Raw genomic sequence first — 26,288 nt, forward strand, 5'->3', positions numbered from 1 at the left:
AAGCCCCGGTGCGCCGCGCAACGGAAATCGAGAGGAATCCTGTGCCATCTGTTGATGCCGCAACGAAGAAGCAGATCATCAGCGAGTACGCGACCACCGAAGGTGACACCGGGTCCCCCGAGGTCCAGGTCGCGCTGCTGACGCAGCGGATCAGCCACCTGACCGAGCACCTGAAGGAGCACAAGCACGACCACCACAGCCGTCGTGGCCTGCTGCTGCTCGTCGGTCAGCGCCGCCGGCTGCTGAACTACCTGGCGAAGAAGGACATCAACCGCTACCGGTCCTTGATCGAGCGGCTCGGCCTTCGCCGATGACGTCGCGAGGAGCGGCCCCCGGAATCCGGGTGGCCGCTTCTGGCGTATCCGCGCCCAGGTGCGGAAACCACAACTGAATACGTAGAACACGCAAGACGTACGAGGCGACGCGAAGCGCGTGGCGGGAGGACGACCGGTCCTCGGTAGTGGCTTTCGGGTTTCAGACGCTGTTTCGGCAGCGCACCGACCCGCGGGCCTCGATCGAAGACCGGCACCCCGGAAGCTCGCGCCTCGCAGTCGTCACACTGTGAGAGAGGGGTATCCCGTGACGGGATCCACCGGTACGCCCATGGAGGGCACCGAATTCTCCGAGGCTGTCATCGACAACGGCAGCTTCGGCACCCGCACCATCCGCTTCGAGACGGGCCGGCTGGCCCAGCAGGCCGCCGGTTCCGCCGCGGCGTACCTCGACGGCGACACGATGGTGCTCTCGGCCACCACGGCCAGCAAGGACCCCAAGGACCAGTTCGACTTCTTCCCGCTGACGGTCGACGTCGAGGAGCGGATGTACGCCGCGGGCCGGATCCCCGGCTCGTTCTTCCGCCGCGAGGGCCGGCCGTCCGAAGAGGCCATCCTGACCTGCCGGCTGATCGACCGCCCGCTGCGGCCGTCGTTCGTCTCCGGCCTGCGCAACGAGATCCAGGTCGTCATCACGGTCCTGGCGCTGAACCCGGACAAGCTGTACGACGTGCTCGCGATCAACGCGGCCTCGATGTCGACCCAGCTGGCCGGCCTGCCGTTCTCCGGCCCGATCGGCGGCGTCCGCGTGGCGCTGATCGAGGGCCAGTGGGTGGCGTTCCCGACCCACACCGAGCTCGAGGACGCGCTCTTCGACATGGTGGTCGCCGGTCGCGTGACCGACTCCGGTGACGTCGCGATCATGATGGTCGAGGCGGAGTCCACTCCGGGCACGTTCGAGGCCGTCGCCGCGGGCACCCAGGCGCCGACCGAGGAGATCGTGGCCGAGGGCCTCGAGGCCTCGAAGGCGTTCATCAAGACGCTGGTCGAGGCGCAGGCGGACCTGGCAGCGCGGGCCGCGAAGCCGACCGGCGAGTTCCCGGTCTTCCCGGACTACGCCGAGGACGCGTACGCCGCCGTCGAGGCCGCCGCGACCGAGGAGCTGGCGCAGGCGCTGACCATCGCCGGCAAGCACGAGCGTGAGGACGCCACCGAAGCGGTCAAGGCCGCGACCGTGGACAAGCTCGCCGCCGACTTCGAGGGTCGCGAGAAGGAGCTGTCCGCGGCGTTCCGGTCGCTGACCAAGAAGCTGGTCCGGCAGCGGGTGCTGAAGGACAAGGTCCGCATCGACGGCCGCGGGCTGGCCGACATCCGGCCGCTGAAGGCCCAGGTCGGCGTGCTTCCGCGGGTGCACGGTTCGGCGCTGTTCGAGCGCGGCGAGACCCAGATCCTGGGGGTCAGCACGCTGAACATGCTGCGTATGGAGCAGCAGCTGGACACGCTCTCCCCGGAGACGCGCAAGCGCTACATGCACAACTACAACTTCCCGCCGTACTCGACCGGTGAGACCGGCCGGGTCGGTTCGCCGAAGCGCCGCGAGATCGGTCACGGCGCGCTGGCCGAGCGGGCCCTGGTACCGGTGCTGCCGTCGCGCGAGGACTTCCCGTACGCGATCCGCCAGGTCTCCGAGGCGCTCGGGTCGAACGGCTCCACCTCGATGGGTTCGGTCTGCGCCTCGACGCTGTCGCTGCTGAACGCCGGTGTCCCGCTGAAGGCCCCGGTCGCCGGTATCGCGATGGGTCTGATCTCCGGTGAGGTCGACGGCGAGACGCAGTACGTCGCGCTGACCGACATCCTCGGTGCCGAGGACGCGTTCGGCGACATGGACTTCAAGGTCGCCGGCACGAAGGACTTCGTGACCGCGCTGCAGCTGGACACCAAGCTGGACGGTATTCCGGCCAGCGTGCTCGGTGCCGCGCTGAAGCAGGCCAAGGACGCGCGGCTGACGATTCTGGACGTGATGGCCAAGGCCATCGACGCGCCGGGTGAGATGAGCGAGTTCGCGCCGCGGGTCATTTCGGTGAAGGTCCCGGTCGACAAGATCGGCGAGGTCATCGGCCCGAAGGGCAAGATGATCAACCAGATCACCGAGGACACCGGCGCCGACATCTCGATCGAGGACGACGGCACCGTGTACATCGGCGCGACCGACGGTCCGTCGGCCGAGGCGGCCCGGGCCGCGATCAACGCGATCGCGAACCCGACCATGCCGGAGAAGGGCGAGCGCTACCTGGGGACGGTCGTGAAGACGACCAACTTCGGTGCGTTCATCAGCCTGCTGCCGGGCAAGGACGGTCTGCTGCACATCTCGAAGCTGCGTCCGCTGGCCGGTGGCAAGCGGGTCGAGGCGGTCGAGGACGTGCTGTCGGTCGGGCAGAAGCTGCAGGTCGAGATCGCCGAGATCGACGACCGCGGCAAGCTCTCGCTGATCCCGGTGATCGAGGGTGCGGACGAGAAGAAGGCCGACGACAAGGCCGAGTCCGCCGCCGAGTGATGCACGGGTGACTCGCGCCATCACCAGCACCTTGTTGAGCCCGGAGGAGGGCGGTCCGGTGAAACGGACCGTCCTGCCCTCCGGGCTTCGGGTTGTCTCCCAGTCCGTGCCGGGTTTCCGCACGGTGACGTTCGGCCTGTGGGTCGGCGTCGGCTCCCGCGACGAGCCGCCGCGGCAGGCCGGTGCGACGCATTTCCTCGAACACCTGCTGTTCAAGGGCACCGAGCGTCGCGACGCGTTGGAGATCTCCGCCGCGATCGACGCCGTCGGCGGCGAGATGAACGCGTTCACCGGTAAGGAGTACACCTGCTACTACGCGCGGGTGCTGGACTCCGACCTGCCGCTCGCGGTCGACGTCATCTGCGACATGATCACGTCCGCGACGCTCACGCCCGAGGACGTCGAGAGTGAACGCGACGTCATCGACGAAGAGATCGCGATGCACGCCGACGAGACGTCGGATCACATCCACGACCTGTTCGCCGAGCAGCTCTGGGGATCGTCGCCGTTGGGTCGGTCCATCACGGGGACGTCGGAATCGGTCGCCGGACTGTCGCGCCGGCAGATCGTCGGGTGGTACCGGCGTCGTTACAAGCCGTCGAACATCGTCGTCTCGGTGGCCGGGAACGTCGACCACGCGGAGGTCGTTCGCCTCGTTCGCAAGGCGTTCGAGCGGCATTGGGTGACCGAGGAGGCCGAGCCCGCCCCGGTACGCCGCGGCTCCGGCCGGCGCGTACCGACGTACGGCGGAGTGCGGGTGCACCACCGCGATGTCGAGCAGGCGCATCTCGTGCTGGGGCTGCCCGGGTTGTCGCGCAGCGATCCGCGGCGCTACATCGCCGGTGTGCTGCACGGGATCGTCGGCGGCGGGATGTCGTCGCGGCTGTTCCAGGAGGTGCGGGAGAAGCGCGGGCTGGCGTACTCGGTCTTCACGTTCGGGTCGGCGTACGCGGACTCCGGCATGGTCGGCGTGTACGCGGGCTGCCTGCCGAAGAAGGCCCCCGAGGTCCTGGATGTCATCCGCGGCGAACTCGAGGGGATTGCCAACGGCAACATCACGCCCGAGGAACTCCTGCGCGGCAAGGGCCAGATGCGTGGCTCCGTGGTGATGGGGCTGGAGGACACCGGGGCCAAGATGACCCGGATCGCCAAGGCTGAACTCGTTTACGGCGAGCTCCCGACGGTCGACGACATCCTGCACCGCATCGACGCCGTCACTCTGGACGACGTCACGCAACTGGCCGCTGAGCTGTACGCTGGTACGCCTGCCCTGACTGTCATGGGGCCGTTCGACGAGGACACCGCCGCTTTCAAGCTGTGACGCTCGGCCGACTTTCGGTGCTCTTGAGCATGCGCCGACTTCCGGTGCTGTTCAGGAGCCGACTTCTGGCTGCTGTTCAGGGTGCGCCAACTTTCGGTGCTGTTCAGGAGCCGACTTCCGGTGCTGTTCCGGGATCGGCAGACTTCCGGTTCTGTTCAGGAGCCGATTTCTGGCTGCTGTTCAGGGTGCGCCAACTTCTGGTGCTGTTCAGGAGCCGGCTTCCGGTGCTGTTCAGGATCGGCAGACTTCCGGTGCTCGTCAGGAGCCGACTTCTGGCTGCTGTTCAGGGTGCGCCAACTTTCGGTGCTGTTCAGGAGCAGACTTCCGGTGCTTTCAGAACTCGCGGAGCTGTCCTCGAAGTCTTCAGAAGTTGCGGAGCTCTCCGCTGAGTCTTCACAACCCGTGGGCCGAAGGGGCACGCTGGCGGGAGGAGGGCCTGGGGGAGGGGCAAGCAGGAGCCGGCCATGAGCACCATCACACCGGACGCATCCGCACTCGCCGATCTCGGCGCGCACTTCCACGGTGAGCTCGTTCAGCCCGGTGAGCCGTCGTACGACGAACTCCGGCGGGTCTGGAACGGGTCGATCGACCGACGACCCGCCCTGATCGCTCGATGTACGGGCGTCGGCGATATCCAGGCGGCGCTCGCGTTCGCCCGCCGGACGGGTCTGCCGGTCGCGGTGCGCGGGGGTGGACACAGTTTCCCAGGGCACTCGACCTGCGACGGCGGCATCGTCGTCGACCTCGGGTTGCTGAAGGAGATCCACGTCGACCCGGAACGCCGTACGGCGCGGGCGCAGGCGGGGGTCCTGCTCGGTGAACTCGACCACGCGACGCAAGAGTTCGGCCTCGCGACGCCGGCCGGCATCGTCACGCACACCGGTCTCGCCGGATTGACGCTGGGGGGCGGGATCGGCTGGCTGATGCGGAAGTACGGGCTGACCATCGACAACCTGCTCTCGGTCGAACTCGTCACCGCGGAGGGCGACCTGGTCACCGCGAGCGAGGACCAGAACGCGGACCTGTTCTGGGGTATCCGCGGCGGTGGCGGGAACTTCGGGATCGTCACCGAGTTCGAGTTCCAGTTGCATCCGGTCGGGCCGATCCTCCTCGGCGGGACGGTCACCTGGCCGATGCAGGAGTCGCGGGAGGTGCTGCGCTTCTACCGCGAGTGGATCACCGACATCCCGGACGAGCTGACGACCGCCGTGATCCACCGGTGGTTGCCGCCGCTGCCGACGGTTCCGCCGGCGCTGCAGGGGCGGCCGGTGGTGATCGTGCTGGCCTGCTACGCGGGTCCGATCGAGGACGGTCAGAAGGTGCTTGCGCCGCTGAAGGCGTTCGGGTCCCCGCTGCTGGATCTGTGCGTACCTCGGCCGTACCTCGAACTGCAGGGGATGTTCGATCCGAGCTTCCCGCACGGCCGCTGGTATTACATGCGCTCCTGCGACGTCGCCGAACTGACCGACCCGATCGTCGACGTCGCCGTCGAGCGCGGCCAGGCGATCACCGCGCACTGGACGTCGTACCCGATCTTCCATCTCGGCGGCGCGATCTCCCGCGTCCCCGCGGGCAGCACGGCCTTCGGCGGACGGTCCAGTGGACACACCTTCAACTTCGTCGGCGCGACCGTCGGACCCGAGGGCTTCGAGACGCAACGTGAGTGGGTGCGGGAGTCCTGGCACGCCATCGAGCCGTACCAGACCAGCGCCTACATCAATTTCCTCACCGACGAGGGCCCCGAGCGCATCCGATCCGCCTACGGCGCAGCCACCTACGACCGCCTACAAGCCCTCAAGCGTCAGTACGACCCCAGCAACCTCTTCCACCTGAACCAGAACATCCTTCCCCGCTGAGGCTTGTCAGCGGGGAAACGTCGCGACCGTTTCCGGCCCGCGTGACCAGCCGCACGGCAGACGCGGGCCGTGCCAGGCGTGGGCCCGGTACGTCGTGCGACCCGGCGGCTCACCTGGGATTGGTCGATGGTGGCCGTCGCTCGCCCGCGCCGACCACCTGGAGAACACGCGTAAGCGGGTGTACCGGCTGGAGCAGTCGCCAAGCAGTTGGGTGCCAGGGGTGGGGACTTGGGACAGGCGCCCTGCCGTCCGTTGAGAGTGGTCGCTGAGTGGTGGCGGTGGCTGGTCTGGGTCTGCGTGTGGACGGCGCGAGTCGTGGCGAGCTCGGGGTGGTCGCAAGCAGGAGCGTGCCCGAAGGTGGTGGTTGGGCGGTGGTGCTGGCTGGTCTGTTGGGGGTGGCGGCTGGGGTGGTGGTTAGGCGGTGGTGCTGGCCGGTTCGTTGCGGGCGACGGCTGGGGAGGGTGGTCGTGGCTCGTCTGGCACGTGGACCACGGGTGGTTGGTGCCGGCGGGGTGGTTGCCGGGCAGTTGGCAGCCCGAGACCGTGGCGCGGGATGCGGTACCCGGTGCATGTTTGGGTGGTGAATGGGGCGAGGGCGTGCACACTCGACAGACATCCCATGGGTTAAGGGTGTCAAGCTGCGAGTGTTTCGGCGTGGTGTGACCAGGCGGTTGTTTCGTTGTAGGTGGTGCCTGTTTTGAGGCAGCCGTGGAGGATGCCGTGGAGGATGCCGACGAGCCGGTTGGCGAGTTGGCGCAGGGCGGGGTTGTGTTCGGCGCCGCGGGCGCGTTGTTTGTCGTAGTAGGCGCGGGCTCCGGGTGAGGCGGTGAGCGCGGTGAAGGCTTGGCTCATGAGGGCGTCGATGAGCCGGTCGTTGTGGACGTAGCGGGCCAGGGCGACCTTCTTTTTGCCCGAGGCGATGGTGATCGGGCTGGTGGCGGCGTAGTTCTTGCGGGCTTTGGCGGAGGTGTAGCGGTGCGGGTCGTCGCCGAACTCTGCGAGCACCCGGGCGCCGAGGATGGGTCCCAGCCCGGGCTGGGACACGATGATCTCAGCGGCCGGGTGCCGGCCAAAATGTGCCTCCACCTGGCCCTGCAGGGCCGTGACCTGCTCGTCGAGGACGGCCAGCACCGCGACCAGGGCACGGGTCAAGGCGGCGTAGGCGGCCGTGACCACGCCTGGTTGGCCGAGGTGCTCGGTGCGCAGCGCGGCCTGGATCCGCGCGGCCTTGTCGTTGATGCCGCGGCGGCGGGCGCGTTTGAGCGCCGCGCTGATCTGGGCGGTGGTCAGCCGGGCGGCAGATGCCGGGTCAGGCGCCTTGGCGAGCAGCTCGAGGGTGTCGGGCGCGTCGAGGCCCTCGAAGGCGTCCAGCGCGGCGGGGAAGTACTCGCGCAGCGCGTGCCGCAGCCGCTGCGTGGTGCGGGTCCGTTCCCAGATCAGCGTCTTGTGCATCCGGGACACGACCTTGATCGCCTCGGCCTCGGCGCTGTCACCGGCCACCGTGCGCAACTGGTGGGAGTCGGTGCGGACCATGTCAGCCAGCACATGCGCGTCCGCGGCATCGCTCTTGGCCCCCGACACCGCATGCCGTTTGCGGTACTCCTTGGCCTGTAACGGGTTGACCGCGAACACCTGATAGCCGGCGGCCACCAACGCGGCCACCCACGGGCCACGGTCGGTCTCGGTCCCGACCACCACCTCGACCTCATCAAGATCAGCATCGGGATAGACAGCACCGATCTGCTCGGCCAGCATCGCGTGCAGCCGAGCCATCCCCGCTATCCCCTCGGGCAGCCGCGCCTTGGCCAGCACCCGGCCCGCCGGGTCCATCACCTCCATATCGTGATGCGCCTCGGCCCAGTCATCACCCACAAAGAACTTCAACACTCGTCTCCCGCTCTCGGTACCGTTCACCATCAGCAAGCCGGTCGGGAGAACCATCAGCGACCTAATGAAGCAGTGCTCACGGCGCGCCCGCCACACGGGCGGGCCGGGCACGACATCCCATCAGCAATCAACTCTCCCGGTCACCGGCAGGAGCACGCTCTGTCGACAGGACTCAAAAGTCCAGGTAGTGCAACAAGTGCTCACCCACCGGCGGCTTACCAGTCCCGAGTCTGCCAGCGACCGACCCGGTAACTCTCATTAGGTAGAGCACCGGTGAGACGGTGTACGCACAGCTCAATTCACACTCAGGTGCACTACCTGCTGGCTGGGAACGTCCTGCCGAGCTGACACGCCCACGCCTGCGGTGCGGCAGGAAGTCGTGGGTCAGGGAGTGAGTGCGCGAGGACTTCGCGGAGGGTGGCGCTGGCTCGTCTGGGACGGTGCGCGGAGGGCTGGCGACGGGTGGCTGGTTGGATGGTCCAGGCCGACCGGTTCCTGTTCAAGGCCCCGACAACACGCGCCGCGTTGGCGACCAGCGTTTGCAGGGGCGGTGCACGTCCGGGTGGTGAGCTGGAGTGCGGCGGGCGGGCCGCCTGCCGGGCTGGGCATTGGTGGTGGGTGGTGCCTGGTGTCTGGCCGTGGGACCGGGGCGGCGGGGGAGGGCAGGTCGGGGGTGGGATTGGCGCGTGCGCGGGCTTCGGTTGTGGTTGGCAACCGAAGTGGGGGATCGCGTGGGTCAGCTGGCGGTTCGGAGGTACGGCGGTGGGTCGGGGTCGGACCAGCTGGGACGGGTGGCGACGGGGTGGCCGTTGATGAAGTGGATCCTGAGGCGGCCTTGGTGGGCGTTGATGTGGTCGCGTTTGCAGAGCAGGGCGAGGTTGTTGACGGAGGTCGGCCCGCCGTCGGACCAGTGGATGACGTGGTGTGCTTCGCAGATCGCCGGTGGGGCGCCGCACACGATGCAGCCCTTGTCGCGGGCGTTCAGGGCCTGGCGGATCGCGCGGGTGACGAAGCGGAATTCGGTGCCGACGTCGAGTGGTTCGGAGTTCGAACCGAGGACGAGTGGAATGACACCGGCGTCACACGCGAGACGGCGTACGGCTGCGGCGGACAGAAAGTCGCCGTGCACGAGGTTGCCCGTGCCGGTCGAGGAGCGCAGGTCGTTCAGGTCGATGGTGACGGTGATGTGCGGCTTGACCTCGCCGTGGCCGGGTACGCCGGAACCGTCGCCGGCGGCGGTATTCAGCAGGGCGATCAGGGCGTCGGCCTGGCGACGGCCGCGCGTCCGCGGGTCACAGCCGCCGTCGGCGGTCTTGTGCGGCTTGGCGCCGGCGAAGATGAGCGTCCGCAGGAGTTCGGCGTTCTCACCGGCGAGATAACCGCCGAAGCTGACACCCTGATCCGCGTTCTTCAACCAGAACGTCTCGGCACGCCTGGCAGTTTCCTCCGCCGGCTCCGGTCCATCGGTGTCGAGTCGGTTGCGAACCTCGGCACCGAGTTTGCGCAGCTGGTCCGGCGGCAGTACGGCGCCCGCGTCGACCATCGCCTGCGCGGCAACGTCGACATCCTCGGCCGGGACCCTGGCCGAGGCCGGCAACTTCTCGAGCGCGTCAACGATCGTCGCGGCCTGCTTCAAGTTCAGCCACGCGGCACTCGACGCCCCGGCACCGGGCGCTGTTGCGTCTGACGCCGCGCTCCCGGACATCCCGGCGGCGGATGTGCCGGCATTGGACACTGTTGCGTCTGGCGCCGTGGTTCCGGACGCCATGGTTCCGGACGCCGCGGTCCCGGACCTCGTGGCATCGGAGGATGTGTCGGCGTCGAGCGCATCCTCTTCGGTGCCTGGGGCCTCGGCGCCCGCCGACCCGCCGCGCGACAGATCAGACGCAGCTACGCCGCAGCCTGCAGCGCCGGCGTCTCGTGCAGCGGGGTCTGTCGGGGTGAGGGCGGCTGCAACGGCTGGGTATTTGTGGAGAGCGGCGGCGAGGCGGAGCTCTCGTCGTACCTCGGCCGGATCCCTGCGGTGCCGGACCGAGAGGAGCTGTACGGTGTCGCGAGCGCCGAGCTCCTTGGCGCAACCACGCTCATCGAGGGCAGCCGCCAGCTCCATCCGGCGGACCTGGAGACGGTCGAGCTCGGCCTGGGTCGCGTCGAGCGCAGACAGCAGCTCGCCATCGCTCATCGACCAGACCGGTCGCTCGTCCAACATCGTCATGCCGCAACACTAGAACATCCGCCCCGACAGTTTCTCGTCCGCGAAAGTCCTTGTGGACAAGCGATTCCGGCCCACCAGCCGGCCCGCCGACTTGTCCACAGATTCCCGATCGAGCGCTCGAGGCGCAGCGAATCCGGGTACACTCACAAACGACACGTCACGTGATCTGCCACTGGATCCCTGGATGCACGGGCTGGGCTCGCTTGCTGGGATGGCACGCAATTTGCGGCCGACGTGAGTTGCACCGGACTCCCGGCGCAGCTCCGTCCTGCCCCACGCCGAACAGCGCAGAACCAGCGCAGAACCAGCGCAGAACCAGCGCAGAACCAGCGCAGAACCAGCGCAGAACCAGCGCAGAACCAGCGCAGAACCAGCGCAGAACCAGCGTGGTTCCTCGCAGGAACCAGCGTGCTACCTGCGAGGAATCAGCGAGGAACCAGCGATTACTCGTGGGACCTAGGCGAAACCTACGTGGAGTCTGCGTGGAGTCTGCGTGGAGTCTGCGTGGAGTCTGCGTGGAGTCTGCGTGGAGTCTGCGCGGAGTCTGCGTGGAGTCTGCGCACAATCCTGTGGAAGACGATCATCGTGCTCGAAGCGTTCCGTACCGCCCGTCAGCCCGTTGCCGATGCCGTCCGGATCACTCCGGGCTGGTTGACCCTGTACTCGGTTCTGCAACTGCTGCTCGCGATCCTGCCCGGCGCGCAGGTCGTGCTGATCCGCGCGCTGATCGAGTCCGATGACCCCTGGGGACCGTTGCTCGGGCTGACAGTGGTCGTCGGGTCGATGTACCCGTTGACCCAGGTCTCGAATGCGTCCGGTCAACGGATGATGCTGCGACTGCGCCTCGCCCTGCGCGTCGAGTTGGCGCGGGTGGCGGCGCGGTTGAGCCCGAGCCGGCTGGCTGAGCCTGACGTGGTCCAGGATCTCGAGGCGAGCCAGGCCGCGACCCACGCGATGAGTGACGTCGCGGGGAAGCCGGTCCAGGTGTTGAGTGCGGCTGTCACCTCCGTCGTTCTGTGCGTGACGATCTCGTCGATCAACGTGGCGTCGGGCCTGCTGGTGCTCGCGGCGTTGGTGCCGACGGTGGTCGCGTTCACGGTGATCTCGCGGATGGAGGCACGCGGGTAGCCGGAGGTGGGTGGGTACGAGCGCAAGGCGGCGTACGCGACCGAACAGCTCATCCAGCAACGCCCTGGTACCGAACTCGCAGTGCTCGGATCCGGATGGAAGGTGGCCGAGCTCGTCGCGGCGGCGCGGGCGCGGGCGACGGCAGTGCTCGATCGGATGATTCGTACGGCGATGCTCCTCGAACTGGCCGCGGCGCTCGTGACGGTGCTGTTGTTCGGCGGAGCGCTGCTGGCCTTGGTGATCGGTGGTGCCGGCGGGGAGTAGCCGCCGCGGCGGTGGCGGGGACCATCGGCGGCTTGAACGCGATTCGCCAGTGTGGCTACGCGTTCGGCAGTATCGTCACCGCGGCGCCGCAGGCCGCGATCTACCGGCGATTCGTCCGCAGCGTTCCGGAGACGCCGGCCCGCGCCGTCGTACCCGTTGTGCATTCTGTTGCTCTGGACAACATTTCGTTCCAGTACCCGGGTGCGCCCGAGCCGACGTTAGCTGACGTGTCGCTCCATGCCTGTCGCGGTGAGCTGGTGGCGTTGGTCGGCGTCAACGGTGCAGGCAAGTCCACGGCGGTCAACCTGCTCATCGGCGCGCTACGGCCGCACCGCGGCCGGGTGCTGATCAACGGTGACGATGTGTCCGCGCTGTCGGAGGGGGAGCGGCTCGCGCATTTCGGGCTGCTGGTGCAGGAGTTCGGCCGGTTCGAGTTCACGCTCCGCGACACGGTCGGTCTCGGGGCGCCGGGCGCGGTCACGGATCGGGACATTCGAGCGGCACTGTCGGGCTCGTTCGCGGCTGAGCTTCCGCTCGACACCCAGCTGGGGCAGCAGTGGGGCGGGACCGGGATCTCCGGTGGCCAGTGGCAACGCCTCGCCTTGGCGCGGATCCGGTTGCGATCGGCCGGCGTGTGGATTCTCGACGAGCCGACGTCCGCGATCGACGCCGAGGCGGAGCGCGAGATCTTCGCCGAACTCCGCCGGACGAGCGCCGGCCGGATCACGATCGTGGTCTCACACCGCGCGTGGACCCTCCGCGGGATGGACCGCATCTACGTCATCGACGCCGGCGCCGTCGTCCAGCAGGGGACCTACGACGAACTGATGAACCATCCCGACGGCCGCTTCGCCCGCCTGTTCGCCACCCAGGCCGAGGGCATTTGACCGACTGCTCGCCACCCAGGCCGAGGGCAGCTGACTGCCTGCTGAAGGCGGGTTCCGCGCTCAGAACCGGGCGGTGAACTTCAAGTTGACAGCTCTCGACGGTCTAGTCGGAATCGTTTCCATTGACTACAGTTTTGGCACTTCGTCCAACCCCGCCCTGTTGGAGTGCCATGTCTGCCGCCCGTCATCGTCGTGTCCTGGCTGTCCTGCTGACCGTCGTTCTTGCCCTGGCGGGTGCCACGGTGGTGACCACTCCACGTGCCGTCGCCGAGCCGACGGCACCCGATCCGGTCGCGCTGGTCGACCCGTTCGTCTCGACATCCGGCGACCACGGCAACGACCTGCCCGGGGCCCAGGCGCCGAACAGCCTGGTCAAGGTCAACCCGATGACGTCGCCGGGACGCAGCCACTCCGGGTACGACTACGCGCAGAGCAACATCAACGGATTCACGCAGACGAACCTCGACGGCGTCGGCGGGTCCGGGGCCGGCGGGGACCTGCTGGTCGTGCCGACCTCGGTCAGGTACGACGCGCGGCCGAGCGCAGCGTCGTACGCGCACCCGTTCAGTCATGACGACGAGCAGGCCACGCCCGGGTACTACCGGGTCGGGCTCGGCGCGATCGCCGGCCGGGACGGCGCGGTCACCCACCCGGAGGGAAAGATCGCCGCGGAGGTCACCGCGACCACGCGGACGGCGCTGCACCGGTACACCTTCCCCGCCGGGCAGACTCCGTCGCTGGTGCTCGACCTGAACAACAACTTCACCCAGCGCCTCGCCTCCGACCTGCGGACGACGTCTTTGGCCGACGGTCGACTGGCGATCAGCGGATCGTTCACCGGTTTCTTCAACCGCGCGACGTACCGCCTGTACTACTACGCCGAGACCGACCAGCCCGTCGTGCAGCGGCAGACGTGGGCCGACGGCACCACGCTCGCGGACGTCGCGTCCCGCAGCGGCCGCGACACCGGCGCCGTGCTCACCTTCGCCGACACGACACAGACGGTCGGCCTGAAGATCACGCTGTCGCCGATCAGCAGCGACCAGGCCAGGATCGACCAGACCGCGGAGCTGGGCGAAAAGACGTTCGACACGGTGCGCCAGGGCACCGCGCAGGCCTGGAGCCGGATGCTGCAGCGGGTCGGCATCACCGCATCGGACCGCAGCGACCCGACGGGTGAACTGCGCAAGCTTTTCTACACGCACCTGTACCGCATGTTCGCGTTGCCGATCAACGCCACCAGTACCTCCGGAACGTACCGCGGTGTCGACGGCTCGGTGCACAAGGTCGACAGCTACACCTACTACGACGGCTGGTCGTCGTGGGACGACTTCCGCAAGTACTCCGTGATCGCGTACGTCGCTCCCGACCTCTACCGGGACATCATCCAGTCGCTCATCACCCGCATGGCCGATCAGGCGGCCAGCGGCAGCTCGGACGTGTTCAAGCCGGTCCAAGGCGTGCCGAACGTCCGGTACGAACGATCCCCCGTGATCGTCGCGGACGCGCTGTCGAAGGGCTACACCGGGTTCGACCGGCTCGCTCAGGCGTACCCGGTACTGCGTGACCTGACCGGCTACTACTCGGGACAGCAGCTGCGTCAGGGGTTCATCGCGGACCGGCCCGGCGACATGGTCCAGCGCGGGTACGACCAGTGGGCGCTCGCGATCATCGCCGACACGGTTGGCCGCACCAACGATGCTGCGACGCTGCGCAGGCAGGCGCTGCTCCCGATCGCGAACCAGTACCAGCCGGGCGCGTGGACAGCGGCCGACGGTACGCCGGTCGCGCTGCTGACTCCACGCAACAGCAGCGGCGCGTGGACCGAGGTCGACCACGAGAAGTTCGAGAGCGCGAACCTGTACCAGGGCACGCCATGGCAGTACAACTGGTACCCGGCGTACGACATGGCCGGGCTGATCAAGGCCACCGGCGGACGGCACGCGGCCGAGCAGGCGTTGCGGCATCTGTTCGGCGAGGACGACCCGGACAACGGTCACGCGATGCTGCACTCGAACGCCAACGAGATCGACCTGCAGGCGCCGTACCTGTTCAACTATGTCAACCAGCCGGCCCTGACGCAGAAATGGGTTCGGGCGATCTACACCCAGGAGACCTGGAACCGCTACATCGCCACCGGCCGGACCGACGGGAACCAGCCGCCGTCGAACGGTGGTGAGTTCACTCCGCCGATCAAGACCAAGGTCTACCAGCTCGCACCCGAGGGTTTCCTGCCGACGATGGACAACGACGCCGGCACGATGTCGACGATGTTCGTCGCGGCCGCGCTCGGCCTGTTCCCGGTGACGGCCGGCTCGTCGCAGTACCAGATCGGCACGCCGTTCTTCGACGCGGCGACGATCTCGTACCCGACCGGGCGCACCTTCACCGTGTCGGCCCGCAACGTGTCGCCCGACGACTTCTACGTTCAGACGGCCAAGCTGAACGGTCGCGGTTTCGGCAACACCTGGATCGACTTCGGCACGATCACCGCCGGCGGCACGCTCGACTTCACGATGGGCGCCGCGCCGAGCCAGTGGGGCGCCGACTCCGCTCCGGCGTACTCGCTGAGCAACCCGCCCGGCAACGACGACCCGCACACCTACAAGGTGACCGCCGACCGCACGACGCTCGCGGCCGGCGCCGACGGCAAGCTCGCCGCCGCCTCGACCCTCACGTTCGCCAGGCCGGTGAAACTCGCGGCGCGCGTTGGTACCGATCTGGTCCGCGCGGGCAGTGCGCGCGTTGTCGGATTGCCCAACGGCGTCGCGGCAACGGTGACCGTGTCCGGCGCGTCGACTGTCAGCGTGCGAGTCAACGGCACGTTGCGCGCCGAGGCGCAGGTCTGGATCGAGTTCACCGATGCCGCGTTCAAGGGTGGCGTGAAGGCGCGCCAACTCACCGGTCAGGCGATCGCACCGACCACGCCGATCACCTTGTCGATGGCCGCGGTGGACCGTGCCGCACTGGGCAAGCTCGTCGGCGACGCCTTGCTCGAGCGACAGGGCAACTACTCGGTCACCTCGTACCGGGCGCTCACGGCGGCCCTCGCGCGTGCCAAGGCAGTGCTGGACGATCCGGCCGCCGCAGGCGCTGACCTGCGTGCGGCGAAGGAGTACCTGCGGAGCGTCGCCGACTCGCTGACGCTCAGCGAGGGCGGGTACCGCGTGCTGCAAGGTGAGGAGTCCGACGACTGGTCCGGTCCGCCGCTGAACAACCAGGCCTACATGTCCGCCGGCAACCTCGGCGGGGTGACGGACGGCTCCTGGATCCGCTACCTCGACCTGGACTTCACCGGAACCACTCCGAAGTACCTGCTGGTGCACTACGCCAGCTACCGCGCTCCCGATACCCCATCGGCCGGGCTGCAGGTCCACGCCGGTGACAAGGACGGCCCGGTGGTCGGTACGGCGAGCCTGCCCGGCACCGGCGGCTGGGGCAACTACCAGACGATCGTCGTCGAGCTGACGAACCCGTCGGCACTCGTCGAGGCCAAGTCCGTCAGCTTCACGTTCAGCACCCCGCCCGGCGAGGAGTGGGTGTCGAACTTCGACTGGTTCCAGTTCACGCAGTCGCTGCAGTCCGACCCGAACGCGCCGTACCTGCTCGAAGCCGAGTCCTGGACCGGCAACAGCGGCGGCAACTTGAAGAACGAGAGCAACACCTGGGCGTCGGGTCCGGTGGCCAACGTCGGCGGGATCAACGACGGCAGTTGGCTCGACTACACCACGGTCGACTTCGGCGCCGTGCCCGTCACCGACATCTCGGTGCACTACGTGAACAACACCGCTCGCTGCGGCACGGACTCGCGGCTGGACGTCTACGTGGACGCGGCCAATCCCGCGAACCCGGGTACGCCGTTCGTCACCGTGCCGTTGCCGGCCACCGGTGACAACTGGACCGCGGACGGCACCACCAGCATCGCGCTGCCCACGGCGCTGACCGGACGCCACCGCCTGACGATCGTCAACCGCTCCACCACCGACGCCGGACACCCGTACGTCGCGAACCTCGACAGCTTCACCTTCACCATAGCGCCGCAGAACGCGCTCGACGTACAGGCCGAGACCTGGCAGTCGAACAGCGGCGACCCGCTGAAGGTCGAGAACAGCAACTGGAACGACGGACCCGTGGTCAACGTTGGCGGTACCTACGATGGTGCCTGGATCGACTACGGAACGGTCGATTTCGGCAGCACCGGGCGCAATCAGGTCAGCGTGCACTACACCGGCAACTCCGGCCGTGTAGGCAGCAACCCACGGCTGGAGTTCCACCTGGACGCGAGCGATCCCGCACAGCCCGGTGAGCCGATCGCGACCGTTGCGCTACCCGCAACCGGCGCCGACTGGAACACCGCCGGCACGGGTACGGCGACCATTTCGACCCCTGTCACCGGCAGCCACCGGTTGTCGGTGGTGGTGCGCGCCAACACCAGCGCATCACTGCCGTACGTCGCAAACCTCGACAAGTACACGTTCAGCACCGAGCAGCCTCCGGCGACCGTCGACAAGTCGCGCCTGACGCAGGCAATCGCGACGGCAGCGCCGTATCTGGCCAACCTCGGCAGGTACCTCCCGATCGCCGCCGCCGTACTGCAGCGGGAGTACGACGCCGCGCAGGCGCTACTGACCGACGAGGGAGCGACGCAGAGCCAGGTCGACGCGCAGACCCGGAGTTTGCTGCTGGCAACCAGCCAACTCGTCTCCAAGCCCCGGCGTGAACTGGAGGCGCTGGTCGCCGCCGCCGAGTCACGCACCAACCAGCGCTACACGGATGCGTCCTGGCAGACGTTGCAGAATGCGATCGCGCAGGCCAAGCAGGTGCTGGCGGACGCGGCGTCCACCGACGCCGCTCTCACTCAGCAGCGGCAGCGGCTGCAGGTTGCGATCGACAGTCTGCAGACGAAGGCGAAGACGGCACCGTCGATTCCGCTCAACGTGGCGGCCGGCGGGCAGGACTCGGCGCTGACGGTGAGTTGGCAGGCCCCGGCCGACGACGGCGGCAGCGCAGTCACTGGCTACCTCGTCCGCTTGGACGACGGGCACGAGCTGCGGGTCGACGATCCCGAGCAGCACGTGGTGACGTTCAGCTGGCTCACGGCCGGCCGGAAGTACGCCGCTTCCGTCCGCGCGATCAACGCCATCGGCACATCGCCGGGATCGCCGTGGACGGCGCCGTACACGGCCGCCTCGTCGCCAACGGCAACGACGGCAGCGACGGCAGCGACGGCAACGACGGCAACGACGGCAACGATGGCAACGACGGCACCGAAAGCCCAGGCCGACGGCCAGGTGCGGCTCGCCGACGACTACCCGTCCGACGCCTGGCCGACCGATCAGTACCTCCAAAACCTGCTCGGTGCGTTCCCGAAACTGCCCGAAACGATCAGGAGCACCACGACGCGGGTCGACCGCGATCAGGTCGTGGCCGCCAACGACAAGGTCGCGCTCGCGATCAACAACGCCGCCACCACCGCGGAGATGAACCGGGCACAGGTCGACGCCGATCACCCGCTGCGCGAGACCGGGTCCGACGCGCTCGGCTCGCGGCTCGGCCCGATCTACCGCGAGGCGCTGGCCGCCGGTGAGTTGCCGCAGACCAAGGCCGTCCTCGACCGGGTCGGGCAGCGCATCCCCGGCGCGGACGCGGCCAAGGGCTTCTGGCCGTACGACCGCCCGTTCCTGCGACTCGGCCTGGCCAGCAAGGGCGGCCTGATCATGGACTCGCCGGCCGGCGGGTACGACGGTTACGCCGGCAGCCCGTCGTTCCCCAGCGGTCACACGTACGGCGGCTACATCGAGCACACCACGCTCGCGACGCTGCTGCCCGAGCTGGCGCCGACGATCCTTGCGCGCGCCTCGGAGTACGGCAACAACCGGATCGTGAACGGCTTCCACTACCCGCTGGACGTGATGGGCGGGCGGATGATCGCGCAGTCGGTGGTGGCGCACCGGTGGGCCGACCCGGAGTTCGCGCCGGCGCTGGAGCTGGCGCACAAGGAGATCGAGTCGGTGCTGGCGGCCAAGTGCGAGGCGGCGGGCTACGCGACCCTCAAACTGTGCGCGGGCGATCCGTACGCCGGGCTCAGCGACGCGGCCGCGACGCAGCTCTACACGTACCGCCTCGACTATGGCTTCCCGCGGGTCGGACCCGCGGGCCGGTCGGAGGTCGTGCCGACGGAGGCGGCCGAGCTGCTGACCAGCACCTTCCCGGAACTCACCGACGCGCAGCGGACCGACATCCTGCGACAGACCGCGCTGGACTCGGGCACCGGGCTCGACCGGACCGCGGAGGGTGCGGACAGCTGGATGCGGATCAACCTGTCGAAGGCGATGACCGCGACGTACCGGATCAACGCCGACGGGAGCGTCACGGTCACGAACTACGACGACACCACGGCCGGCAGCGTCTCGACGCTCAGCCGGATCACCGTGAACGGCACGCCGATCGACGGCTTCGACCCGGCGACCAGGACCTACATGGTCGACTGGTGCGGCGTGCCGCCACGCCCGCGGGTGGGAGGCGTCCCCACGATCGCCGGTGCGACGACGAAGGTCTCCACGTCGCCCGGTTCGGACCGGACAGTCATCACCGTCACCTCGGCGAACCGGCGCAGTACGACGACGTACGCCGTCGAACTGCACCGCTGCCGATGACCAGGATTCATGATCCGCGTAGTTAACTAGAGCCGGTGACCGGCCTTCTGGGATTCGTCCGCCTCGCCTGGCGCGCCGGGCGAGGGCTGACGATCCTCACGGTCACGGCGATCGTTGGGTCGGCCGCGGCGCCGCTGGGGATTGCGGTGTCCATCGGGCAAGTCGTTGCCGGGATCACCGGTGACGACAGTCGGCGTGCGACGGCCTGGGCTGTGGCCGGCGCGGCGTGTCTGTTGCTGCAGTGGTTCGCAGGCGCGCTGCTGCGGGTTTCGGCGACCGCGCTCGGCGATCGGGTCGACGCCGCACTGCAGCACGACCTGATGCGGGCCGTTTTCGCGCCCGGCGGCGTACGGCGGCTGGAGGATCCGGCGACCGCTGCGTTGGTGGAGGTCGGCCGAGACACCCTGCGGGCGGATTGGGCGCGGCCCGGGCGGCTGGCGAGTACGCTCGGCGGTCTGGCGACCGGACGCATCGTCCTGCTCGCGTCAGCCGTTGTCCTCGCGGGCTTCCGCTGGTGGTTGGGCGTGGGTCTGCTTGTTGTCGGCGTGTGGGCGGCGTACGAGGACCGCGTCGCCTCCCGCGCCGAGGCCGGCCATCACTACGGCGCCTCCGAGTCCGCCCGCCGCATGCGGTACTTCAACGATCTCGGCACCACACCGCCGGCCGCCCAGGAGATCCGGGTGTTCGGGCTGAGCGGCTTCATCGTCGACCGGCACCGGGAGACGTGGACCGCGACGATGCGGCGAGTGCTGACGAGACCAGGACCGCGTCCACTGGCAGCGACCGCATTTCTCGGCGTCGTCGTCCTCGGCGGCATCGCATTGGTCGCGGCGGAAGCGTCAGCAGGACAACTCAGCGCCGGAGCGACCGCGACCTACGTCCAGAGCTTCCTGATCGCGCTCGGTGGCATCCAGCAGTCCTCGTGGACCGGGCTGCAAACCGAGCTCGCACTCGCAACCCTGAAGCGGTACGACGATGCGCTGCAAGCCGTCGCCCCCGCGCGACCCCCGATCACTGGCGGAACACGACCCGCGACCGGGATGCCCCAGCACGAGATCGCCTTCCACAGCGTGTCCTTCAGCTATCCGAACACGAGCCGGCAGGTACTGCGCGAGCTCGACCTGGTGATCCCGGCCGGCCGGTCCCTCGCGATCGTCGGCGCGAACGGGGCCGGGAAGACCAGCCTCGTGAAACTGCTCTGCGGACTGTACGAACCGACGCAGGGCACGATCACAGTGGACGGCGCCGAGCTGCGAGACCTCCGCGAGTGGCACCGCCGGCTGGCGGTAGGTTTCCAGCACTCGGTCCGCCTGCCGATGTCGGCGTACGAGAACGTGCGCTTCGGCCGCCCACCCGGAGACCTGTGGGCAGCCGTCGACCGAGCGGGTGCGACGAGCCTCGTCGAGGAACTGCCTGATCGCTGGGACACGATCCTGTCGGCCGAGTTCGACAGCGGTGTCGACCTGTCCGGCGGCCAGTGGCAGAAGGTCGGGCTCGCGCGGGCGCTGTACGCCGTGGACCGCGGCGCCACCGTACTGATCCTGGACGAGCCGGCGGCGCAACTCGATGCCCGCGCCGAGGCCGAGCTGTACCGCCGCTTCCTCGAACTGACGGCCGGCCTCACGACGATCCTCGTCTCGCACCGGTTCTCGACGGTACGGCAGGCGTCCTCGATCGTCGTTCTCGACGACGGCGGGATCATCGAACAGGGATCACACGACGAACTGCTCGACCTCGACGGCACCTACGCCCGTCTGTTTCGTCTGCAGGCGGTACGATTCGAGGACCTCGCATGAGGTCGTGGATCGCTACCGCCCGCCTGCTGATCGGCCTTGGCTGGGAGATCGGCCCGGGCCTGTTCGCGCTGTACACCGCGGTCACGATGTCCGGTTTCGTCAGCCCGCTGCTCGTCGCACTCGGCGTACGGCCCTTGGTGGACGGCGCGATCACCGGCGACACCCGGCAGGTCGTTGCCGGCGGCATCGCCGTTGCCGTCGCGTTGACGCTGGTCCTGACGGCGCCGATCGGCTACCGCTGGGCAACGATCCGCATGCGCGAGCGATCCAGTTTCGTCGCCGACCAACGCGTCCTGCGGTTGGCGACGAACGCGCCACGGATCGAGCACTTCGAGCGTCCCGAGTTCTTGGATCGCCTGCAGTCACTGCGCCGCAAGGCACCCGAGCTCGCCGACAGCGTGACACTGCCGTTCATCGGCCTGGTGGTGGCAGGGCAGTTGGTCGTCAGCACAGTTCTGCTCGCACAACTCCAGCCAGTACTCGCCGCGCTTCCACTGATTTCGATCCCCGCCCTCTGGCTGAGCCGCCGCGCCGAAGTGATCCGCCGCGAAGCAGAGCTGGAGGCCGCACCACAACGCAGGCTGGCGCAGACGCTGTTCATGACCGCCGTCGACCCCGCGTCGGCCCAGGAGCTCCACGTCGCCGCCCTGGGGGACGAGCTACTCACCAGCCACTGCAAGGCGACCAACACGGCCAACCATCTGACCCCAAAGGCGCTCTTCCGCTCCGTCGCAATCGGAGCCGCCGGCTGGGCCATCTTCCCGATCGCGTACGCCGCCGCGCTGCTGCTGGTCGTCCGCGAGGCAATGGCCGGCCGCGTCACCCCAGGCGATGTGGCTCTCGCCCTCGCGTTGGCCGGTGCGGTTGTCGGCGCAGCGAACCGCATCCTCGACCTGGCAGGCACCGCACTTCAGGTACGCACGACAGCCGAGCACTACCGCTGGCTCGCCGACCAGGCCGACCAGGAACCAGGTACCGCGCCAATACCCGACAGGCTCAGCCACGGCATCGAGCTCAGCCAGGTGACCTTCGGCTACAGCGCTCGCCACACCGCACTCAAGGGCATCAACCTGCAGCTACCTGCAGGCAGCACGGTCGCGGTCGTCGGCGAGAACGGCGCCGGCAAGTCCACGCTCGTCAAACTGCTCACCGGCATGTACCGCCCCACCCAGGGCAAGATACTTGTCGACGGCGTCGACCTCGCCACGACGGACCTGCAGCACTACCGCGAACGCACCACCGCCGGCTTCCAGGACTTCGTCCGTTTCCAACTGACGGCAGGCGAGATCGTGCGAGTCGGCGGGCTGACCGAGCCGCCGGAGCAGGTGCGCACTGCGCTCACCAAGGCTGAGGCCACGTTCGTCGACGAGCTGCCGAACGGCATCGACACCCAGCTCGGTACGTCGTGGCGCGACGGCATCGAACTGTCCGGCGGCCAATGGCAGAAGCTGGCAATCGCCCGCGCACTCGTCCGGCGCAAACCGTTGCTGGTGATCATGGACGAGCCGAGTGCGTCGCTGGACCCGCAGAGCGAGGCGGCCCTCTTCGACCGGCTGGCCGCGGAGGCCCGCGCGGGCCGTGCCGACGGGCGGATCACCGTGCTCGTCTCGCATCGCTTCTCGACGGTGCGCGCCGCCGACCTGATCGTCGTCCTCGAGAACTGGCGGTTGACCGAGCTCGGATCCCACCACGAACTGCTCCGCGCCAACGGTACGTACGCGGAGCTGTACCGTCTGCAAGCAGCCGGTTACCGTTAGAAACGCGCAGTACCGCGCAATATCGTGCAATTCCAAGCTTCGCACAGATCTCACCTGTCATCAGATGACTCTCGTGCTCTGATCTGATTAAGTGGGCGCGAGCTCCGGTGGTGAGGGCTGGTCATCTGAGGTCTTGGCAAAGTAACGCTCGCGTTACGCGCCGCCGCAATGCGCCTGACAACGTTGACATGCGCAGTTTCGACCAGCCACCATGGCGCTTGTTCTGCCCGCCTAACGGCCCTCCCGCCGAGGAAGTTGGTTCGACCGTGCGACGTCTGAGTGGGGTAGTGGGGGTGGCACTCGGCTTGGCCCTGGTGCTCGCCTCCTGTGGTGACGGGAACAGCAGCAGCTCCGGCGGCGGCTCCGGGACCAAGAGCGAGGTCATCGCGCTGGCCGCGGACCCGCTGGAGTACATCAACCCGCTGAACGACAACGGCTCGACCGGGATCGGGATCGCGATGGCCGTGTTCGCGCCGTTGGTGACCACCGACCCGGAGACCGGCAAGCTGCAAAACGTGATGGCAGACTCGGTCACGCCGGACAAGAACAGCCAGACCTGGACGATCAAGCTGAAGTCCGGCAACACGTTCCAGAACGGTCAGCCGCTGACCGCGAAGGACTACGTGGACAGCTGGAACATGACCGCGATGGGCTCGAACGCCTGGCAGAACAACGGGTTCTTCTCGAAGGTCGAGGGGTACGACGCCCTCAACCCGCCGACGCCCGAGGGCGCGACGCCGAAGCCGACCGCGGTCAAGGCGATGAGCGGGCTGAAGCTGATCGACGACCTGACCTTCTCGGTGAAGCTCAAGGTGCCGTTCTCGCAGTTCGGCCTGACGCTGCAGTACCTCGGCCTCGCGCCGCTGCCCGAGGAGGTCCGGAAGAACCCGGACGCCTACAAGCGCAAGCCGATCGGCAACGGCCCGTACAAGGTGGCGGGCGAGTGGAACGCCGGTGACGACCTCAAGCTGGTCAAGTGGGACGGCTACAAGGGCCCGCAGATCCCCGAGGCCGACGAGATCACCTACCGGTTCATCCCGAACGCCGACACGGCGTACAACGAGTTCCTGGCCGGCAACGTCGACTTCGTGGACGTGCCGCCGACCAAGGTGAAGAGCTTCAAGACCGACGCCCCGGACCAGTGGGTGACCGGCGTGCCGTCCGGCGCGAACTACCTGGTCATCCCGGCCTGGGACGCGCGCTTCAAGAACCCGAAGCTGCGGCACGCGATCTCGATGGCGATCGACCGGAAGGCGTTCGCCGACCTGGTCGGGCTGTCCGAGCCGGCCAAGGGCCTGGTCGCGCCGGACATGGCCGGCTACCGCGACGACGCTTGCAAGTACTGCGACTTCGACGCCACCAAGGCCAAGCAGCTGCTGCAGGAGGCGGGCGGTTTCTCCGGTCCGCTGAACATCAACTACAACACCACCTCGGCGACCGGCCAGATCTTCGCCGAGGCGATCGGCAACATGCTCCGGCAGAACCTCGGCCTCGAGGTGAAGTACACCGGCAAGCAGGGCTCGGAGATCACCGAGCTGGCCACCAGCAAGAAGCTGGACGGTCTGCGGTTCAGCGGCTGGGGTCACGACTATCCGTCGATCGAGGACTACCTGACCCCGATGTTCAAGACGAACGCCGACGCGAACTTCGCGCTCTACAGCAACCCGGCCCTGGATGCGCTGCTGGCCAAGGGTGATGCCGAACCGGACCCGGACAAGGCGATCAAGCTGTACCAGCAGGCCGAGGACATCGCGCTCGAGGACATGCCGCTGATCCCGCTCTACACCAAGTCGAATGCGTACCTGCACTCGGCGAAGATCCAGCCGCGGGTCTCGAAGTACGTCGGCGTCTCGGCGCTCTGGGCCACGTTCAAGTGATTCGTTACATCCTGCGGCGCGCGCTGGCGGCCGTTCCGATCGGTGTGCTGGTGACGCTGGGGGTCTTCGCGCTCGTCTTCGCGATGCCCGGGGACCCCCTGCGGGAACTGGCCGGCGACAAGCCGATCCCGGCCGCGGTGCTGGCCGCCAAGCGCGCGCAGTTCCACCTGGACGACCCGTTCATCGTCCAGTACCTGCTGAGCATGAAGGACATCCTGACCGGGAACTTCGGCACGACGTTCGCGGGTGCGGACATCGCCGACCAGCTCCGGCTGCGGATCCCGGTGACGCTCAAGTTGACCCTGCTCGCGAATGCGGTGCAGTGGACCCTCGGGCTGATGTTCGGTATCTACGCCGGCTTCAAGCGCAACGGCTGGATCGACCGGTCGCTGCTACTGGTCACGCTGGTGCTGCTCGCGGTCCCCGGTCTGGTGGCGTACTTCGCCGCGCAGTACCTGTTCGGCGTCGAGCTGAAGTGGTTCCCGGTGTCCGGGGTGCTCGAAGGGTTCCCGCGCTCGTACCTGCTGCCCGCGCTGGTGATCGGCTTCCTCGGCTTCGCCGGCCTCGCCCGGCTGCTGCGGACCTCGATCGTGGAGACGGTGAACGCCGACTTCGTGAAGACGGCGCGGGCCAAGGGTCTCGGCGAGCAGCGGGTGCTCTGGCGGCACATCCTGCCGAACGCGCTGCTGCCGGTGGTGACGTTCATCGGGCTCGACCTGGCCGGCATGTTCGGCGGCGCGATCATCACCGAATCCATCTTCAACCTGCCAGGGCTCGGCCAGTTCATGTTCCAGGCGATCAAGCTGAAGGAGGGCGGCGTCGTGGTGCTGCTGTCGACGCTCGCGTTCATCTCGTTCATCGTGATCAACCTGCTGGTCGACCTCCTGTACGGCGTCCTGGATCCGAGGGTGCGCAATGTCTGAACAGATCTCCGCGGCGGTCGGCGCCGAGGCACAGGAACTCGGTGACGGCCGGACGCTGTCGAACCGCGAACTGCTGCGGGCGCTGCTGCGCAAACCGCAGTTCGTGCTCTGTGGCATCTTGCTGCTGGTGTTCTTCACGATGGCCGCGGTGCCGAAGCTGTTCACCTCCGCGGATCCGCGCTTCTGCGAGCTGGCGAAGAGCCGGCAGGGCCGGAGCCCGGGGCATCCGTTCGGGTTCGACATCCAGGGCTGCGACTACTTCGCGAACGTCGTCTACGGTGCGCGGCCGTCGGTGCTGGTCAGCATCTGCGCCAGCTTCGGTGTGTTCGTGCTGGCCGGGTCGCTCGGCCTGCTCGCCGGGTACTTCCCGGGGTTCGTCGACGGCCTGATCTCGCGGACCGCCGACGTGCTGTTCTCGATCCCGGGCATCGTCGTCCTGATCGTGATCCTGAACTCGGTCCAGGACCGCAGCATCTGGATCATCGTCGGTGTCATCCTGCTGATCGGCTGGCCGGGCGGGATGCGGTTGATGCGGGCCACGGTGTTCTCGGTGCGCAACCGCGAGTACGTGCTGGCCGCCCGCTCGATCGGCGTACCGCCGGTGCGGATCCTGCGCAAACACGTGTTCCCGAACGCGATGGCGCCACTGCTCGCGATGACCACCCTCGGCATCGGTGGCATGGTCGGTCTGGAGGCGGCGCTGACCTTCCTCGGCGTCGGGTTGCAGCCGCCGTCGATCTCGTGGGGCTCGCAGTTCGGCGTCGCGGCGTCGTACCGCGACACCCCGCACCTGTTCATCTGGCCGGCGTTGTTCATCTCCACGATGACGATCTCGTTCATGATCATCGGCGACTCCATCCGGGACGCCCTCGACCCGAAGTTGATGCGATGACTG

15 protein-coding genes are annotated in these 26,288 nt (G+C 68.1%); 13 read left to right on the plus strand and 2 right to left on the minus strand.

The annotated features are described in order from the left end of the window. Window positions 1-41 precede the first annotated feature (41 nt). The 4 genes from rpsO (at window position 42) to AB0B82_RS11105 (ending at window position 6,003) form a co-directional block, all read left to right on the plus strand. Window positions 42-314, plus strand: coding sequence for a 30S ribosomal protein S15 (rpsO, locus tag AB0B82_RS11090; protein ID WP_360165088.1), 273 nt, complete (start codon window positions 42-44; stop codon window positions 312-314). 289 nt (window positions 315-603) lie between these two features. After that, window positions 604-2,826: a polyribonucleotide nucleotidyltransferase gene (locus tag AB0B82_RS11095; RefSeq protein ID WP_360165235.1), complete on the plus strand. Its 2,223-nt coding sequence runs from the start codon at window positions 604-606 to the stop codon at window positions 2,824-2,826. A gap of 58 nt (window positions 2,827-2,884) precedes the next feature. After that, window positions 2,885-4,147 (plus strand): pitrilysin family protein, encoded by a 1,263-nt coding sequence (locus AB0B82_RS11100; protein WP_360165089.1) that lies wholly within the window; start codon window positions 2,885-2,887, stop codon window positions 4,145-4,147. A gap of 464 nt (window positions 4,148-4,611) precedes the next feature. Continuing rightward, a complete protein-coding gene (locus AB0B82_RS11105; protein ID WP_360165091.1) occupies window positions 4,612-6,003 on the plus strand; it encodes an FAD-binding oxidoreductase in 1,392 nt (463 codons plus the stop codon). A gap of 633 nt (window positions 6,004-6,636) precedes the next feature. Here the strand turns inward: AB0B82_RS11105 and AB0B82_RS11110 are convergent. Further along, window positions 6,637-7,887 (minus strand): IS110 family transposase, encoded by a 1,251-nt coding sequence (locus AB0B82_RS11110; RefSeq protein ID WP_360165093.1) that lies wholly within the window; start codon window positions 7,885-7,887, stop codon window positions 6,637-6,639. A gap of 739 nt (window positions 7,888-8,626) precedes the next feature. Then, window positions 8,627-10,105: a DUF222 domain-containing protein gene (locus AB0B82_RS11115; RefSeq protein ID WP_360165095.1), complete on the minus strand. Its 1,479-nt coding sequence runs from the start codon at window positions 10,103-10,105 to the stop codon at window positions 8,627-8,629. A 504-nt stretch (window positions 10,106-10,609) separates the two neighbouring features. Here AB0B82_RS11115 and AB0B82_RS11120 point away from each other — a divergent pair. The 9 genes from AB0B82_RS11120 to AB0B82_RS11160 all read left to right on the plus strand — a co-directional run bounded on the left by AB0B82_RS11120 (window position 10,610) and on the right by AB0B82_RS11160 (window position 26,285). Continuing rightward, window positions 10,610-11,233, plus strand: coding sequence for a hypothetical protein (locus tag AB0B82_RS11120; protein ID WP_360165097.1), 624 nt, complete (start codon window positions 10,610-10,612; stop codon window positions 11,231-11,233). A 6-nt stretch (window positions 11,234-11,239) separates the two neighbouring features. Then, complete coding sequence (locus AB0B82_RS11125; RefSeq protein ID WP_360165099.1) at window positions 11,240-11,497, plus strand: hypothetical protein; 258 nt, start codon at window positions 11,240-11,242, stop codon at window positions 11,495-11,497. Window positions 11,498-11,529: 32 nt separating this feature from the next. Further along, window positions 11,530-12,384, plus strand: coding sequence for an ABC transporter ATP-binding protein (locus AB0B82_RS11130; RefSeq protein ID WP_360165101.1), 855 nt, complete (start codon window positions 11,530-11,532; stop codon window positions 12,382-12,384). Window positions 12,385-12,554: 170 nt separating this feature from the next. Beyond that, on the plus strand, window positions 12,555-19,040 hold the full coding sequence (locus AB0B82_RS11135) for a glycoside hydrolase domain-containing protein (protein ID WP_360165103.1): 6,486 nt from the start codon (window positions 12,555-12,557) through the stop codon (window positions 19,038-19,040). Between the two features lie 35 nt (window positions 19,041-19,075). Beyond that, on the plus strand, window positions 19,076-20,836 hold the full coding sequence (locus AB0B82_RS11140) for an ABC transporter ATP-binding protein (protein ID WP_360165105.1): 1,761 nt from the start codon (window positions 19,076-19,078) through the stop codon (window positions 20,834-20,836). Next, window positions 20,833-22,593, plus strand: coding sequence for an ABC transporter ATP-binding protein (locus tag AB0B82_RS11145; RefSeq protein WP_360165107.1), 1,761 nt, complete (start codon window positions 20,833-20,835; stop codon window positions 22,591-22,593). Before AB0B82_RS11140 ends, AB0B82_RS11145 begins: the two co-directional genes overlap by 4 nt. 293 nt (window positions 22,594-22,886) lie before the next feature. Continuing rightward, complete coding sequence (locus tag AB0B82_RS11150) at window positions 22,887-24,470, plus strand: ABC transporter substrate-binding protein (RefSeq protein WP_360165109.1); 1,584 nt, start codon at window positions 22,887-22,889, stop codon at window positions 24,468-24,470. Next, window positions 24,467-25,393 carry an ABC transporter permease gene (locus tag AB0B82_RS11155; RefSeq protein WP_360165112.1) on the plus strand — a complete coding sequence of 309 codons (927 nt, stop codon included), beginning with the start codon at window positions 24,467-24,469 and terminating at the stop codon, window positions 25,391-25,393. The genes AB0B82_RS11150 and AB0B82_RS11155 overlap by 4 nt, the downstream gene beginning before the upstream one ends. After that, complete coding sequence (locus AB0B82_RS11160; RefSeq protein ID WP_360165115.1) at window positions 25,386-26,285, plus strand: ABC transporter permease; 900 nt, start codon at window positions 25,386-25,388, stop codon at window positions 26,283-26,285. The genes AB0B82_RS11155 and AB0B82_RS11160 overlap by 8 nt, the downstream gene beginning before the upstream one ends. The last annotated feature ends 3 nt before the right edge of the window (window positions 26,286-26,288 follow it).

The organism is Kribbella sp. NPDC048915 (assembly GCF_040649595.1).
Classification (GTDB): domain Bacteria; phylum Actinomycetota; class Actinomycetes; order Propionibacteriales; family Kribbellaceae; genus Kribbella.